General features: G+C 58.4%; 19 protein-coding genes. 9 read left to right on the top strand and 10 right to left on the bottom strand.

The features are described from left to right. Positions 1-10 precede the first annotated feature (10 nt). The 3 genes from ACR3E7_RS07900 to ACR3E7_RS07890 form a co-directional block, all read right to left on the bottom strand. Positions 11-619: a hypothetical protein gene (locus ACR3E7_RS07900; RefSeq protein ID WP_480502644.1), complete on the bottom strand. Its 609-nt coding sequence runs from the start codon at positions 617-619 to the stop codon at positions 11-13. Beyond that, complete coding sequence (gene parE / locus ACR3E7_RS07895) at positions 612-2,570, bottom strand: DNA topoisomerase IV subunit B (protein WP_480502643.1); 1,959 nt, start codon at positions 2,568-2,570, stop codon at positions 612-614. Before parE ends, ACR3E7_RS07900 begins: the two co-directional genes overlap by 8 nt. Positions 2,571-2,679: 109 nt before the next feature. Beyond that, positions 2,680-3,234, bottom strand: coding sequence for an NYN domain-containing protein (locus tag ACR3E7_RS07890; protein ID WP_480502642.1), 555 nt, complete (start codon positions 3,232-3,234; stop codon positions 2,680-2,682). 154 nt (positions 3,235-3,388) lie between these two features. Here ACR3E7_RS07890 and ACR3E7_RS07885 point away from each other — a divergent pair, with 154 nt between their 5' ends. Then, positions 3,389-3,997 carry a carboxymuconolactone decarboxylase family protein gene (locus ACR3E7_RS07885; protein ID WP_480502641.1) on the top strand — a complete coding sequence of 203 codons (609 nt, stop codon included), beginning with the start codon at positions 3,389-3,391 and terminating at the stop codon, positions 3,995-3,997. Here the strand turns inward: ACR3E7_RS07885 and ACR3E7_RS07880 are convergent. Next, entirely contained in the window at positions 3,977-4,870 is an 894-nt protein-coding gene (locus ACR3E7_RS07880) for an alpha/beta fold hydrolase (RefSeq protein WP_480502640.1), read from the bottom strand. The two genes, ACR3E7_RS07885 and ACR3E7_RS07880, sit on opposite strands and share 21 nt — an antisense overlap. 127 nt (positions 4,871-4,997) lie before the next feature. Between ACR3E7_RS07880 and ppk2 the strand changes: the two genes are divergently transcribed. Together ppk2 and ACR3E7_RS07870 are read left to right on the top strand one after the other, a co-directional pair. Further along, positions 4,998-5,921: a polyphosphate kinase 2 gene (gene ppk2 / locus ACR3E7_RS07875; protein ID WP_480502639.1), complete on the top strand. Its 924-nt coding sequence runs from the start codon at positions 4,998-5,000 to the stop codon at positions 5,919-5,921. A 102-nt stretch (positions 5,922-6,023) separates the two neighbouring features. Continuing rightward, on the top strand, positions 6,024-7,385 hold the full coding sequence (locus ACR3E7_RS07870; protein WP_480502638.1) for an MATE family efflux transporter: 1,362 nt from the start codon (positions 6,024-6,026) through the stop codon (positions 7,383-7,385). Here the strand turns inward: ACR3E7_RS07870 and ACR3E7_RS07865 are convergent. After that, a complete protein-coding gene (locus ACR3E7_RS07865) occupies positions 7,382-7,777 on the bottom strand; it encodes a hypothetical protein (protein WP_480502637.1) in 396 nt (131 codons plus the stop codon). The genes ACR3E7_RS07870 and ACR3E7_RS07865 overlap by 4 nt on opposite strands. A 16-nt stretch (positions 7,778-7,793) precedes the next feature. Beyond that, on the bottom strand, positions 7,794-8,996 hold the full coding sequence (locus ACR3E7_RS07860) for a pyridoxal phosphate-dependent aminotransferase (protein WP_480502636.1): 1,203 nt from the start codon (positions 8,994-8,996) through the stop codon (positions 7,794-7,796). Positions 8,997-9,087: 91 nt separating this feature from the next. Here ACR3E7_RS07860 and ACR3E7_RS07855 point away from each other — a divergent pair, with 91 nt between their 5' ends. The 3 genes from ACR3E7_RS07855 (at position 9,088) to ACR3E7_RS07845 (ending at position 10,310) form a co-directional block, all read left to right on the top strand. Continuing rightward, positions 9,088-9,480, top strand: a complete 393-nt coding sequence (locus ACR3E7_RS07855; protein ID WP_480502635.1) for a helix-turn-helix domain-containing protein — start codon at positions 9,088-9,090, stop codon at positions 9,478-9,480. Next, positions 9,477-9,734, top strand: a complete 258-nt coding sequence (locus ACR3E7_RS07850; RefSeq protein ID WP_331252364.1) for a succinate dehydrogenase assembly factor 2 — start codon at positions 9,477-9,479, stop codon at positions 9,732-9,734. Before ACR3E7_RS07855 ends, ACR3E7_RS07850 begins: the two co-directional genes overlap by 4 nt. 78 nt (positions 9,735-9,812) lie before the next feature. Next, positions 9,813-10,310 (top strand): MarR family winged helix-turn-helix transcriptional regulator, encoded by a 498-nt coding sequence (locus ACR3E7_RS07845; protein WP_480502634.1) that lies wholly within the window; start codon positions 9,813-9,815, stop codon positions 10,308-10,310. Here ACR3E7_RS07845 and ACR3E7_RS07840 read toward each other — a convergent pair whose 3' ends face one another. Genes ACR3E7_RS07840 through ACR3E7_RS07830 form a run of 3 tightly spaced genes read right to left on the bottom strand, consistent with a single transcriptional unit; the run spans position 10,311 to position 12,159 of the window. After that, complete coding sequence (locus ACR3E7_RS07840) at positions 10,311-11,033, bottom strand: DUF1194 domain-containing protein (RefSeq protein WP_480502633.1); 723 nt, start codon at positions 11,031-11,033, stop codon at positions 10,311-10,313. Next, positions 11,030-11,734, bottom strand: coding sequence for a DUF1194 domain-containing protein (locus tag ACR3E7_RS07835; RefSeq protein WP_480502632.1), 705 nt, complete (start codon positions 11,732-11,734; stop codon positions 11,030-11,032). The genes ACR3E7_RS07840 and ACR3E7_RS07835 overlap by 4 nt, the downstream gene beginning before the upstream one ends. After that, entirely contained in the window at positions 11,731-12,159 is a 429-nt protein-coding gene (locus ACR3E7_RS07830) for a VOC family protein (RefSeq protein WP_170770314.1), read from the bottom strand. Before ACR3E7_RS07830 ends, ACR3E7_RS07835 begins: the two co-directional genes overlap by 4 nt. A gap of 178 nt (positions 12,160-12,337) precedes the next feature. Here ACR3E7_RS07830 and thyX point away from each other — a divergent pair, with 178 nt between their 5' ends. Both thyX and ACR3E7_RS07820 read left to right on the top strand, forming a co-directional pair. After that, entirely contained in the window at positions 12,338-13,249 is a 912-nt protein-coding gene (gene thyX / locus ACR3E7_RS07825) for an FAD-dependent thymidylate synthase (RefSeq protein ID WP_480502631.1), read from the top strand. A gap of 87 nt (positions 13,250-13,336) precedes the next feature. Next, positions 13,337-13,573, top strand: a complete 237-nt coding sequence (locus ACR3E7_RS07820) for a hypothetical protein (RefSeq protein WP_480502630.1) — start codon at positions 13,337-13,339, stop codon at positions 13,571-13,573. A gap of 112 nt (positions 13,574-13,685) precedes the next feature. On the opposite strand, the gene ACR3E7_RS07815 is transcribed toward ACR3E7_RS07820, so the two are convergent. Further along, positions 13,686-13,892 carry a cold-shock protein gene (locus tag ACR3E7_RS07815; protein WP_008758035.1) on the bottom strand — a complete coding sequence of 69 codons (207 nt, stop codon included), beginning with the start codon at positions 13,890-13,892 and terminating at the stop codon, positions 13,686-13,688. 50 nt (positions 13,893-13,942) lie between these two features. Here ACR3E7_RS07815 and ACR3E7_RS07810 point away from each other — a divergent pair, with 50 nt between their 5' ends. Beyond that, positions 13,943-14,077 carry a hypothetical protein gene (locus ACR3E7_RS07810; protein ID WP_269149773.1) on the top strand — a complete coding sequence of 45 codons (135 nt, stop codon included), beginning with the start codon at positions 13,943-13,945 and terminating at the stop codon, positions 14,075-14,077. The last annotated feature ends 28 nt before the right edge of the window (positions 14,078-14,105 follow it).

Raw genomic sequence — 14,105 nt, 5'->3', positions numbered from 1 at the left:
ACTATTCTCATTACCCGATTTGGTTATGCAGAGCCATGACCCAGTGATTTCCATAACCCCACTGAAGGGTGCCAAAAACCAAAAATGCAAGTTCCGTTCGCCAATACAACTTTGCCCAAGGGTTGAACTGTGACTTGATGTTCGCCAACTGCTGCAAAGCTCTGGTAGCTTGTTCATCTTCAGGCGGTGCTGGCCTAAACTCTCCGCCTTTGGTTCTATTGGTGACGCTATCTGCTAGTTCAGAGATTTCTTTGTCAGTTTCAGGCCCGATGGGATTAGGAACCTCTAAGTGTTTGGAAAGTTGAGCAATCTGGAGCATGTGCACATCGAAAGTTAGATTGGACCTTTCATCTGAAATTTTCCGATGCGCTTCAAGTCGGTTTAGCGCACTTGCAATAACAACTTCTTCTGCAACTTGGATGCTGTTTTCGTATTGAATTCGTCTAGTGCCAATGAACAGAATTCCCCAAGCCACCACAATAGAACCCGCGGCTTGAAATGCATCAGGCCGATTGTCCAATAGAGGCGATAGGCTAAAAGCTAACCATATTCCAATAAATGAAAAAACAGAGAGAGTAGCTCGGAGCCAATATGGCAGTTTGCCTACCCACTCAAACATCCAACTCCTCCACAAACCGCGCGTTCTCCTGAATGTACTGGAACCGCAGTTCGGGCTTCTTACCCATCAGGCGCTCGACCAGATCGCCGGTTTCGCCGGGTTCGTCCTCGTCAATCGTAACGCGGATCAGTTTGCGCGAGGCCGGGTCCATCGTGGTCTCTTTCAGGTCCTTGGCGTCCATTTCGCCCAGCCCCTTAAAGCGGGATACGTCGATCTTGCCCTTGCCACCCAGACCTTTCTCAAGCCATTCGTCGCGCTCGGCCTCATCCAGACAATAGACGCGTTTGGCGCCTTGGGTCAGGCGGTACAGAGGCGGGCAGGCCAGATACAGGTGGCCCGCGTCGATCATGGGTCGCATCTGGGTGAAGAAGAACGTCATCAGCAGTGAGGCGATATGCGCGCCGTCCACATCCGCGTCGGTCATGATGATGACCTTGTCATAACGCAGGTCGTCGACGTTGAACTTGGTGCCAAGACCCACACCCAGCGCCTGCGTCAGGTCGTTGATCTCGGCATTGGTGCCCAGCTTGGAACTGGCCGCGCCCAGCACGTTCAGGATTTTGCCGCGCAGGGGCAGCAGGGCCTGTGTCTTGCGGTCCCGCCCCATTTTGGCCGAGCCACCGGCCGAGTCGCCCTCGACGATGAATAACTCGGTCCCATCGCGTGTTGAACTAGAGCAGTCCACCAGCTTGCCGGGGAGACGAAGTTTTTTAGTGGCGGACTTGCGTTGTGTCTCTTTCTCGGCCCGTCGGCGCAGACGTTCCTCGGCTCGGAGTATCACAAAGTCGAGTATCGCGCCGGCGGATTTCGTGTCCGCGGCCAGCCAGTTATCGAAATGGTCGCGGACCGAATTCTCGACCAGGCGCTGCGCCTCGACCGTGGCCAGACGGTCTTTGGTCTGGCCCACGAATTCCGGCTCGCGGATAAAGCAGGACACCAGCGCGCAGCCGCCGGTGATCAGGTCTTCGCGGGTGATCTGCGCGGCTTTCTTGTTGTTGATCAGCTCGCCGTAAGCCTTGATCCCCTTGAGGATCGCGGCCCAGAAACCCGCCACATGGGTTCCGCCTTCGGGGGTGGGGACGGTGTTACAGTAGGATTGGATGAACCCATCGCGCGAGGGTGTCCAGTTGATTGCCCATTCGACCTTGCCCGGTGTTCCGAATTTTTCAGTGAAGTCCACGGTGCCTGCAAAGGGCTGCTCGGCATAGGTGGACGAGCCGTTCATCGTCTCTTTGAGGTAATCGGACAGGCCGCCGGGGAAATGGAACGTGGCCTCGGTCGGGGTTTCGCCGTCGTCGATGGCGGACTTCCAGCGGATTTCCACGCCTGAGAACAGATAGGCCTTGGAGCGAATGGATTTGAACAACCGCGCCGGTTTGAACTTGTGGTGGCCAAAGATTTCGGCATCGGCGTGGAATGTCACGGTGGTGCCGCGCCGGTTGGGGGCCGCGCCGACTTTTTCGACCGGACCCAGCGGGATTCCGCGGGAGAACCGTTGTTCGAACAGCGTCTTGTCCCGCGCCACCTGTACGACCATCGAATCCGACAGAGCGTTCACCACCGAGGCACCAACCCCGTGCAGACCGCCCGAGGTCTGATAGGCCTTGCCCGAGAACTTACCGCCCGCATGCAGAGTACACAGAATGACTTCCAGCGCGGACTTGTCCGGGAATTTGGGGTGCGGATCAATCGGGATGCCGCGCCCGTTGTCGCGCACGGTCAGGGCGTAATCTGCGTGCAGTTCCACCTCGATCCGGTTGGCGTGCCCCGCGACCGCTTCGTCCATCGAGTTGTCGAGGATCTCGGCCACCATGTGATGCAGCGCGCGCTCATCCGTGCCGCCGATATACATGCCGGGGCGTTTGCGAACGGGTTCCAGTCCTTCAAGCACCTCAATCGAAGAGGCGTCGTATGTGGAGGTGGCGCTGGGCGTCAACAGATCGTCTGGCATCGGTGCTGCTCTTGTTTTTGGGTTTTACCCATTATGGCAGGTGATGTGGTCCGGGGGAAGAGGGGCGCGAAGTGTTGTGGGCGGATTGCGGCGCGCAACCAAGGTCGGATCAAAGCGAAAGCCAGAGTTTTTCGTTCTTAAAACCGCCCCGTATGGTGTGTTCAGGTTGCAGAATTTGGCTGAAATCCTCAGCCCAGTCGCGGAATCTGTCATTGGATACGACGAATCCCCGATAGTCGGTAGCCGCCTGTAGAACCAGCGGGTCTGCCGGTGTGCCGCTGGGGGCAACCAGAACGCGGTCTTTGGGCAGGCTCAGACGTCGGGCAAGGACGCGGTGATCCAGATAACGGTCAGATATTTTGTAGCCCACATTGGCATCAAAGACGACGCCGGGCGTATATCCGGCCTGCGACAGTTTCTCGACAACATCGCGCACCGTTTCGAGGCTGGGTTCGCCATCTTTCCAGTGCATGACGTTTGATCCGTCAATAACCGCCCATTTTCGCGGGGTGTGGAGGCGTTGCAGACCGCCCCAAAGGATCAATATCGCGCTGCCGAAAGCGCACGGGGCGGCCAGCAATACCCAATCCGACGCGGCTGGGTCCAGCGCTGCGTAGAGGGCCGCGATGGTGGAAAGCAGAAAACAAGTAATAAGCAGGCGCATGTTAGATATCTGAGTGGCGTTCTTGCAAAACGGGAAAATGGGTTTTCGAATTCAATCTCTTCAGGTCTCTTATCAAAACCGGTTGATTGTTAATAGGGAAATCAGCAAACCTGTCCGCAGCCCGGTGGCAGTCAGGAAAAAGGACATCGTTTCAATGAGCTGGATCAAGACCATACCGTTCGAGGACGCCTCGGGGAAGCTGAAGAAACTGTATGAGCGGGTGACGGGGCCGGGCAATAATGTGGACAACATCATGATGGTGCATTCCTTGCGCCCGCATTCGATGGAAGGCCACATGGCGATGTACAAGAATGTCTTGCACCATTCGGCCAACACCATCCCGAAATGGTTTCTTGAGGTCCTGGGCGTGTGGGTCAGCGCGCTCAACCGCTGCGACTATTGTGTCGAGCATCATTTCAATGGCCTGCAGCGGCTTTTGGCTGACCCTGACCGAGGCAATGCTATCCGTGCCGCGATTGAAGCTCGGACACCGCAGACAGCCCCTCTAGATCCGGCGCAGATCGCGGCGATGGGCTATGCGCGCAAACTGACCGAGGCGCCTGCGGAGCTGACAGAAAGTGATATTGAGGCTCTGCACGCTGCAGGGTGGGAGGATGGAGAAATCCTCGAGATCAATCAGGTCTGCGCCTATTTTTCTTACGCCAATCGCACGGTTCTGGGGCTGGGCTGTTCCACCGATGGGGATATTCTGGGGCTGTCCCCCAACAACTCGGACGATCCGTCAGACTGGGGACACCGTTAAGGCTCGGGTCCAGTTCAGAATGGCCTGAGCCAGCGCCTTGGGGCGTTGATGATGCAGCCAGTGGTCCGTGCCGGGAATGTCAATGCGGGTCAGGTCGGGGGCGAACTCTTCCAGCCCCTCAGTGGCCTCGGGTAGCAGGGCCTTGTCCTCAGATCCCCACAGCAAAAGATGCGGGCAGCGGACCAAAAGGCGCTCGACCGGCAGCTCGGGCAGATTCGTCAGCGGTTCGCCGGGTTTCGCCACCACCAGCGGAGAGGCGCGGTACCAGTTCAGCATTGCGTCCAACCGGCCGGGCCGGGCCCATTCGGTGCGATAGGCCTGCATTTGTGCATCCGACAGCCAATCCAGCCCCATCCCGTACCGAATGAACCTCTCGAGCCGCGCGAAATTGTCGGCAGAAAATCTTTGGGCGGCGTCTTCGGCCCTCAGATCGTTGATATATTGCGAGGCCGCTGATTGCGCTCCGCCCGACGCCATCGCGCGCTGAAACGGCACCGGGTGGACGCCATTGGCGATAATCAGTCGGCCCACCAGCTTGGGCTGGAACATGGCCAGCCCATAGGCGACTGAGGCCCCCCAATCATGGCCCAGAACCGTGACAGGTGCGCCCAGCATATCGATCAGCGCCGCCATGTCCCCGACCAGTTTTGACAGGGTATAGTGCCCGACCCCCTCGGGCGCCCAGCTTTGGCCATAACCACGCTGGTCCGGGGCAATACAATAGAAGTGTTCAGCTAGATGCGGGGCCAGATCAGCCCATGTGCCGCCATATTCAGGAAAGCCATGCAGCATCAGCAAGGGCGGCAGGCTGGGATCGCCCCAACTGCGTAGAAAGAACGGCTGTCCGTCCAGTTCGACAAATCTGCTGTCCACGCGTTAACCCTCTGCTGCCATAGCCAAAAACAGAACCACAAGGTTACAGCAATTTGATACCAATCAAAGCGCGAAATGGTGGTCTCTGCTAGTCATTGGGTCAGACAGCTTTTCAAGGAGAGATTGCATGGAAACAGCGGCGCGGATCGAAAAGACACAATCCTCCGCCAACGGCGTTCCGGTGCCCACGACCGGCCCGGCTGAGCCCAGCCCCGAGAAAATTCGCCACGCGTTTGAAAGCGGCAAGTACCCTTATGGCCGCAAGATGGCGCGCAAGATCTATGAGGCGCAAAAGGCCGAGTTGCAGGCTGAGCTGCTGAAGGTTCAGATATGGGCGCAAGAAACCGGCCAGCGGTTCGTGTTGCTGTTCGAAGGCCGTGACGCTGCGGGTAAGGGCGGCACAATCAAGCGGTTCATGGAGCACCTGAACCCACGTCAGGCCCGAGTGGTTGCGTTGAACAAACCCACCTGGGAAGAGAAGGGTCAGTGGTATTATCAGCGTTATGTTCAGGAATTGCCCACCGTTGGTGAAATGGTGTTCTACGACCGGTCCTGGTACAACCGCGCAGGCGTGGAACGGGTGATGGGCTTCTGCTCGCCCAACGAATATCTGGAATTCATGCGCCAGACTCCGGATCTTGAGCGGATGCTGGTCCGCTCGGGCATTCAGCTTTACAAATACTGGTTCTCGGTCACGCAGCCCGAACAGCAACGCAGGTTCAAAAGCCGCGAGACGGACCCGTTGAAACAGTGGAAACTGTCGCCGATCGACAAGGCCAGCCTTGACAAATGGGACGACTACACCGAGGCGAAAGAGGCGATGTTCTTCTATACTGACACCGCCGACGCGCCATGGACCATCATCAAGTCGAACGACAAGAAGCGTGCGCGCCTGAACACAATGCGGCATTTCCTGTCGACGCTGGACTACCCCGGCAAGAACCATGATGTGGTCCGCGAGCCTGATCCCTTGATCGTTGGACAGGCGCATCACGTCATCCATCGGTCCGAGCACATCCTTGGCAGCGCACTGCACCCTGATGCGCGTTAGTGTCATCCGGGGCTGTTGATTGGCCCCGGACCGAGAGTCTCATCCTGAAATTTCGCTGATCTGGTCTTGTCCCGGCCTCGGGCCGGGCATAAGGCTGGGGCGATGAACAAGGTGATGACATATCGCGGCCATTTCCGGGCCATTACCGTGCTGGGCCTACCGTTGGTGGGCGGGCATCTGGCGCAGTTTGCTATCGGTCTGACCGACACCATCATGCTGGGCTGGTACGGGGTCGAAGCTCTGGCGGCTGTAACCCTGGCCAGTAGTTACTACTTCGTGCTGTTTCTGTTTGGGGCCGGGTTCGGCTGGGCGGTGATGCCCATAGTCGCCACCGCCGCCGCCGAGGAGGATGAGACCAGCATCCGCCGCTCGACCCGCATGGGGCTGTGGTTGTCGCTGATCTATGCCGCGTTGATGATGCCACTGCTGTGGTGGTCCTACCCGATCCTGATTGCGTTGGATCAGGACCCCGTGGTCGCCCGGACCGCCGCGCAATATCTGCGGGTCGCGGGCTGGGGCCTGTTCCCGGCGCTGATCGTGATGGTCCTGAAATCCTATTTGGCGGCGTTGGAACGCACGCAGATCGTGCTGTGGATCACTGTGACGGCGGCTGTGGTCAACGGTTTCACCAACTATGCGCTGATCTTCGGCAATTGGGGCGCGCCCGAGTTGGGCGTGATCGGTGCGGCCATCGCTTCGGTCGTGACACAGGTTGTCTCGCTGGTTTTCGTGGTCATCTACGCCGTGCGTGTCTTGCCCGAACACAGCCTGTTTCAGCGCTTTTGGCGCCCGGATTGGGAGTTCTTCTTCAGCGTCCTGCGTCTCGGTGTGCCCATCGGTCTGACCACATTGGCCGAGGTCAGCCTGTTTGCCATGTCGGCAATCATGATGGGCTGGCTGGGACAAGTGCCGCTGGCGGCGCATGGTATCGCGCTGAATCTGGCCTCGGCTACGTTCATGGTGCATCTGGGTCTGTCCAACGCGGCCACGATCCGCGCAGGTAATGCGCTGGGCCGCAAAGACCGGGCACATCTGGAAAAAGGCGCGATTGCTGTGACGGCGATGTCGCTGGTGATGTCGGTGCTGACCGTGATCCTGTTCCTGACCTGCGCCGAGCCGCTGATTTCCCTGTTTATGGAGGCGGATGACCCGCAGCGGTCGCAAATCCTGCTGATCGGAACCGGGTTGCTGGCCATGGCGGCGCTGTTCCAACTGGTCGATGGCGCGCAGGTGATTGCGCTGGGCCTGTTGCGTGGATTGCAGGACGCCAAAGTGCCAATGGTGATGGCAGGACTCAGCTATTGGGTCGTGGGGATACCGGCCTCGTATTACTTCGGCTTTGTCCAGGGGATGGACGGGATCGGCGTGTGGCTGGGCCTTGTGCTTGGGTTAGCCTTCGCAGCGGTGTTACTGATGGCGCGGTTCTGGATGCGGTCGGTCCGCTCGGTCCCGGTGGCAGGTTAGTCTTTGGTCAGACGATCCGCCTTTTTACGCACCAGAACACTGCGCAGATCGTGCATCGCCAGTAATAGCCGGTCGGTGACATCCTCAAGCTGCGCATCTGTCGCTTTGGACTGCGCCCACTGAGTCGTCAGGTTCAGGTAGTCCACCGCGCGATGTATGTCGTCGAGATCGCGCTGCGCCAACAGCGCAGAGCGTTCTTCGATCCAGCTGTCGATAGCGGCCTGGTCGGTCTCGGTCAGGGTGCGCTGTCCCTGCGGCTTGACCTCACCGTTGCGGATGTTGATGACCGCGATCTGGTCCATCTCGATCCGGCGTTGGCGGTTTTCGGTGTCGATCCGAAAAACCGCCGCCCCATTCTCGCGCACGCGAAAGTAATATTCGGGCAAATCCACGGCTCAGAGCCTCCGATCAGGTCAATGCGGCGCAGAACCGCTGAATGCGGGTGCAGGCCTCGGTCAGCGCAGCGTCCGAGGTTGCGTAGCTGACGCGGAAGTTTGGGGACAGACCGAAGGCAGCCCCGAAAACGACGGCCACGTCGGCTTCTTCCAACAATGCCGTGGCAAAGGCTTCATCAGATGAGATCACCGTGCCTGCCGGAGTAGTCTTGCCGATCAGCCCTGCGATCGAGGGGTAGACATAGAACGCGCCTTCGGGAGTGGGGCAGGATACACCGTCAATCTCGTTCAGCATCCGCACTACCAAGTCGCGGCGGCGTTTGAATGTCTCGGCATTGGGGGCCAGAAAGTCTTGCGTGCCCTCCAGCGCCTCGACTGCCGCCCATTGACTTACGGAGCAGGGGTTTGAGGTCGACTGAGATTGAATCTTGCGCATCGCGGCAATCAACTCGACCGGACCCGCCGCATAGCCGATCCGCCAACCGGTCATGGCATAGGCCTTGGACACGCCGTTGCAAGTCAGAGTGCGCTCAAAGAGGCCGGGTTCAACCTCGGCCGGGGTGCAGAACTCGAACCCGTCATAGGCCAGGTGCTCATACATATCATCAGACATGATCCAAACATGTGGATGGCGCATCAGCACATCGGTCAATGCCTTCAGTTCGGCCCGGCTATAGCCCGCGCCCGTTGGGTTGGACGGAGAGTTGAAGATGAACCACTTGGTGTTTGGCGTGATAGCGGCCTCAAACTGGTCGGCGGTCAGTTTAAAGCTGTTCTCGAGCGTCGTTTCCACCACAACCGGCGTGCCTCCGGCCAGTAGCACCATGTCGGGGTAGCTGACCCAATAGGGCGCAGGGATGATCACTTCGTCGCCGTCGTTCATCGTCGCCATCAGCGCGTTATAGAGCGTTTGCTTGCCGCCCGTGCCCACCGAGATCTGCGCAGGCGTATAGTCCAGCCCGTGGTCGCGCTTCATCTTCGCGCAGGCGGCCTGTTTCAGCTCGGGGATGCCATCGGGTGCGGTGTATTTGGTTTTGCCCGCCGCAATCGCGGCAACGGCGGCATCCTTGATGTTCTGCGGCGTGTCGAAATCGGGTTCTCCGGCGCTCAGGCCGATAACGTCGCGTCCCGCGACCTTCAATTCGGCCGCTTTGGCCGTCATGGCGATTGTAGGCGACGGTTTTACGCGTGACAGTGTCGCAGACAGGAAACTCATGGGGGCCCTCGGTTTGAATGATCAACCTGTCTGTCATAGGGTGCGCCCGAACGACGATCAAGCGATATGAATTGTGGAATTGGAGACCCCGATGAACGACGAAAACGACTGGTACGGCCCGGATTCAGCGACATTCGGCGACCGTCTGGCAGGTGCGCGTGAAGCTACGGGGATGACACAGTCACAACTGGCCCGCAGGTTGGGCGTGAAAAAAGCAACCCTCGCGGATTGGGAAAACGACCTGTCCGAGCCGCGCGCCAACCGCCTGTCGATGCTGGCCGGGATGGTCAATGTCTCGATCATGTGGCTGCTGACCGGGGAAGGCGAGGGCATGGATGCGCCCTCGGAAGCTGAAGAATCCATGCCCGAACTTGTGGATATCGTGGCCGAGCTACGCTCGATCCGGGGCGAGATGCGAGCCAGCGCGGAACGAGCCGCGAAACTGGAAAAGCGTCTGCGACAGATGGCTGAGCAAGTCCAGTGACCGAGCAGCGGGACACGCGGATCAAGCGGTTGAAAATGCGTTCGATGCGCCGGGGCATCAAAGAGATGGACCTGATCCTGTCGGCCTATGCCGATCGCAATCTTGGCAGCATGGAAGAGGCGTTGCTGGACCTGTACGACGCCCTGCTGCACGAGAATGATCAGGACCTGTATCAATGGGTGACAGGACAGGTTTCCACGCCCGATCCCTACGCAGATCTGATTTCGGATATTGCGCAAACCTTTCAAAAGTAAGGGCGAAATCTGCTTAACTGAATATTCGGTTTTTCGATTCATGCTGCCTGAAACGGCGCGATTGAATCGGAGGATCGGATGAGTATGGAAATGCAGGTCTCCGCGCACGGGGCCAAGGGCTTCATGACCAGCTATCTTGAGGCGCTTGCGCTGGTGGAACGGCTGCACCGCCTGCTGCTGGACGTCATCAAGGACGAGTTCGAGCGTGTCGGCGTGCTTGAGATCAACGCCGTGCAAGCCTTGTTGCTGTTCAATATCGGCGATCATGAGGTCACGGCGGGCGAATTGAAAAGCAGGGGCTACTATCAGGGCAGCAATGTCAGCTACAACCTGAAAAAGCTGGTTGAGATGGGCTATATGCACCACCAACGCTGCGAGATTGACCGCCGCTCGGTGCGCGTGCGTCTGACGCCGCGGGGGCGTGAGATCCGCAATATCGTATCCGAACTGTTCGCGCGCCACGCAGGTGGGTTGCAATCACGTGGCGTATTGGAGCTGGAAGGGATTGAGGACATCACCACTTCCCTCCGCCGGGTTGAACGCTACTGGACGGACCAGATCCGCTATATTTACTGATCAGGGCCGGGTGTAGGGCCCGGCATCGGACAGGACCAGGCCTTCAAGCTCGCGGATCAGCTTGCGGGCCATCGCGTCCTCATAGGCTTCGAACCCCACGGCAACCTCGACAAAGGCATCGGGGCCCAGAATGACCCACGCATTGTAATAGGCGGACAACTCGCTGATCTGCACGTCGCGCTTGTCCCCAACATTGGCGTCATCCGGGCCGATCACCAGACCGTTGATGGTGATCCCGCTGGCTTGCAGCGCCTGTTTGGCCTCGCGGGGATGGGGTCCAATGTTGTGTTTGCCGTCGCCAGACAGGTCCAGCGTGTGCTTCCAGCACTCAGGTTGTTGCCACAGCAGACCGGCGCCAAACTGCATCGCCGATCCGACCGCCGTTCCCTGCGGCGCCGAGCTGCGCGTCACGGAGTTCAACAGGTCTGAAATACCATCCAATTGTTCCTCGGATCGGATTTCTGTCCAGTCTAGCAACATGCGCTGATGACTGGGCTCACTCCATTCGAATACCGCCAACCGCACCGCAGGGCCAAGGCCCGAAAGAAGCAGTTGCTTGACTTCGGGTCGTTGCAGGGCAGCGGCCAGACCACCAAGCTGCAACCGGTATTCGGTACTATCGACCGAACCAGAGACATCCAGCCCAAGGGCCAGCGCTTGCCTGCACTCAGACATCGCAGGCGTTGCCAAAAGGGTTGCGGCAGCGGCAAGGTAGCGGATCATTTCAACGCATCACCAGATAGCGCGCCGATTTGCAGGCCCTGCAATTCCCGCTCAAGTTTGCGGCGCATGGCGCGCTCGAAATCCTCAAACCCTTGCGCAACTTCCAAAAAAGCGCCGGGGCCATGCAGGACATTGTTCTCGAAAAACGGGATCAGGAACAGCTCACCCTCGAAATCGGCGGCGTTGATGACCAGCCCGTTCACCACGATGTCCTGAAATGGAAAGTGGCGATAGGCCGAGTCTGGTCCGTACCCGTCATTGTTCGACCCATCCCCAGACAGATCGATGGTCTGGAACAGGCAGGGCGGGGCTTGCTGCATCAATGTCGCACCAAAGGCCAGCGCATATCCCATCGCCGTGGCCGACCCGCTGTCGGACCGCACCGACTGTTGCACCGTCGTCGCCGCTGCCAGCAAGTCCGCCCGCGTGCGGATCATCGACCAGTTCAGTATGACGTGCTGCGTGCTGCGCCCGCTCCATTCATAAACGGCCAGCGCCACGGGCATGGGGGACGAGAAAAACGCCTCGGTCACCTCGGGTGCGACGAGTGCTGCGGCCAGGCCCTGCCGTTGCAGCGTGTCTTCGGATGCGTCTACCGAGGTCGATATGTCCATCGCCAAGGCGAGCGCCAGCCTGCAGGTCTCGGCCTGCAGAGGGCTGGCCAGTAAGGCCAGTCCCGCTATTGTCAGCCAGCGGATCACCAGTGGCCGGTGCTTTCCATGCTGGCCCAGGGTTCGGCCGGATCAAGCGCGTCACCGTTTTGCAGCAGCTCGACCGAGATATTGTCGGGCGAGCGCACAAACGCCATGCGCCCGTCACGCGGCGGCCGGTTGATCACGACGCCATTGTCCTGAAGTAGTTGGCATATTTCGTAGATATTATCGACTCCGTAGGCCAAGTGACCGAAATGCCGGCTATCGCTAGGCAATCCGTCGTCGCCATCCCAGTTGTATGTCAGTTCGATCGGGCGATCTTCTTGCCCCGGAGGCGCCATGAAGATCAGCGAAAACCGGCCCTGTTCACTGTCATACCGGCGGGTTTCTTGCAGCCCCAGCAGTTCGTAAAACGCCATGGATTTCTCAAGATCTTTCACACGGACCATGGTGTGGAGGTATGTCAGCCCCATTGCGGTTTCCTTTTTTTGTTCAGGTGATGACAAGCACCTTAGCGCGCTAACATAGTCTGTCGAGAGGCGCGGCGGACACAATTTGGAAAATGCACAAACAAGCGTACATATCGCGGTTCCGGTCGCTGCATTGCCGAGATATAGTGGTCGCCGACTCATTCGATGGAAAGGAAATTTCATGCCGCTGTCCTCTGACCAACTGGCCGAGATCGAAGCGCAAAGGGCGCAATCGCATCAAACGCGTCGTGTTGTGGCTCCGGGGATGGAAGATCATTTGTACACCGCTCATCAAGTCCTGGACCACGGCTTTGTGCGCGTAATCGACTATATGGGCGATGATAACGCGATCTGTCAGGCGGCGCGGGTGTCTTACGGCAAAGGCACTAAGTCGGTGCAGAATGACGAAGGCCTGATCCGCTATCTGATGCGTCACTGGCATTCGACCCCGTTCGAGATGTGCGAAATCAAGTTGCATGTGAAGCTGCCTGTCTTTGTGGCCCGTCAATGGATCCGGCACCGGACGGCGAATGTGAATGAATACTCCGCGCGCTACTCAATCCTGGATCGGGAGTTCTATATTCCCGCGCCCGACCATGTGGCGGCGCAGTCCGAGGTGAATAACCAGGGTCGGGGCGAAGCATTACAGGGTGAAGAGGCCGCGCGGGTTCTGGAGATACTAAAGGCTGACAGCGCCCGGTGCTATGACAATTACGAGGCGATGATCAGTCAGGACGGTCAGCAGGGTCTGGCGCGTGAACTGGCGCGAATGAACCTGCCGGCGAATATCTACACCCAGTGGTATTGGAAGGTGGACCTGCACAACCTGTTCCACTTCCTGCGTTTACGGGCCGACCCGCATGCGCAGTACGAAATCCGGGTATATGCAGATATGATGTGCAAGATCGTCGCCGATTGGTTGCCATTCGCTTACAAAGCCTTTGAAGATTATCGTCTGGGCGCGGTGAATCTGTCGGCACAGATGGTCGACAGCCTGCGGCGGATGCTCGCCGGAGAGGCCGTGACGCAGGAAACCTCGGGCATGACCGCCCGCGAATGGCGCGAGTTCGAAGCGGTCATTCGCGAAAACTAAACGCATATCGTTTGTCTATACGTACCGTCATGAAGCTGTTACACTGGCTTCATGACTTTTCTTTCCTGTATCCGATACGCGTGCTTGATGTCGTTGCTTGGCGCTCCGGCTTTGGCCAAATCCCCTATTGCTGAGGTGCTGTGTGAGCCGACGTCCCGGTTGCATGACAAGCTGGAACGTCAGTTCGACTCGCAACGCGCAGCCTCTGGGGTGCGCAGCCCTGAGCAGATCATGGAAGTCTGGACTAGCGAGAAAGGTGATTGGACGATGGTTGTCGCTTATTCGACCGGCACGTCCTGCATCGTTGCGATGGGTCAAGACTGATTCATGCACGTCGACGCAGATCCGGCGCGCGGTTAACATTGGTCGAACCATTATTGGTCAACGGCCGGAAATTGGCCGTTGCCCTGCTTTGTCTTCCCGTCGGGAGGGGGCCTTACAACGGTTTCAAATCGGCGGCCATCTGGCGACCGTCGCGTCCGTCCTGCAATTCGTATGAGACTTTCTGATTGTCTGCGAGCCCGGTCAGACCTGACCGTTCAACAGCCGAGATATGTACAAATACGTCCTTGCCACCTTCATCAGGGGCAATAAACCCATAGCCTTTAGTGGTATTAAACCATTTCACGGTGCCAGTTGGCATTTCCCGTGTCTCCTTCTACTTACACGTTGTCCCACAAATTGGTGGGGGAAGTGATTGACGCCACCGCCTTTCATCACCGCCGCGCCCACACGCTTCGGCCCGAATTGCGTATTTCGTCTTTTTCAACATTGCACGGTGAAGTAAAAAATCAAGAATTACCGGAACACGTTGGCGAAATTGCCTAAAATTCGCACAAGCACAGGAAGCCCCCGA

Source organism: Ruegeria sp. BK1, from assembly GCF_056535645.1.
Note: the sequence above shows the minus strand (reverse complement) of the source record. Positions and strands in the feature narration are given on the sequence as shown.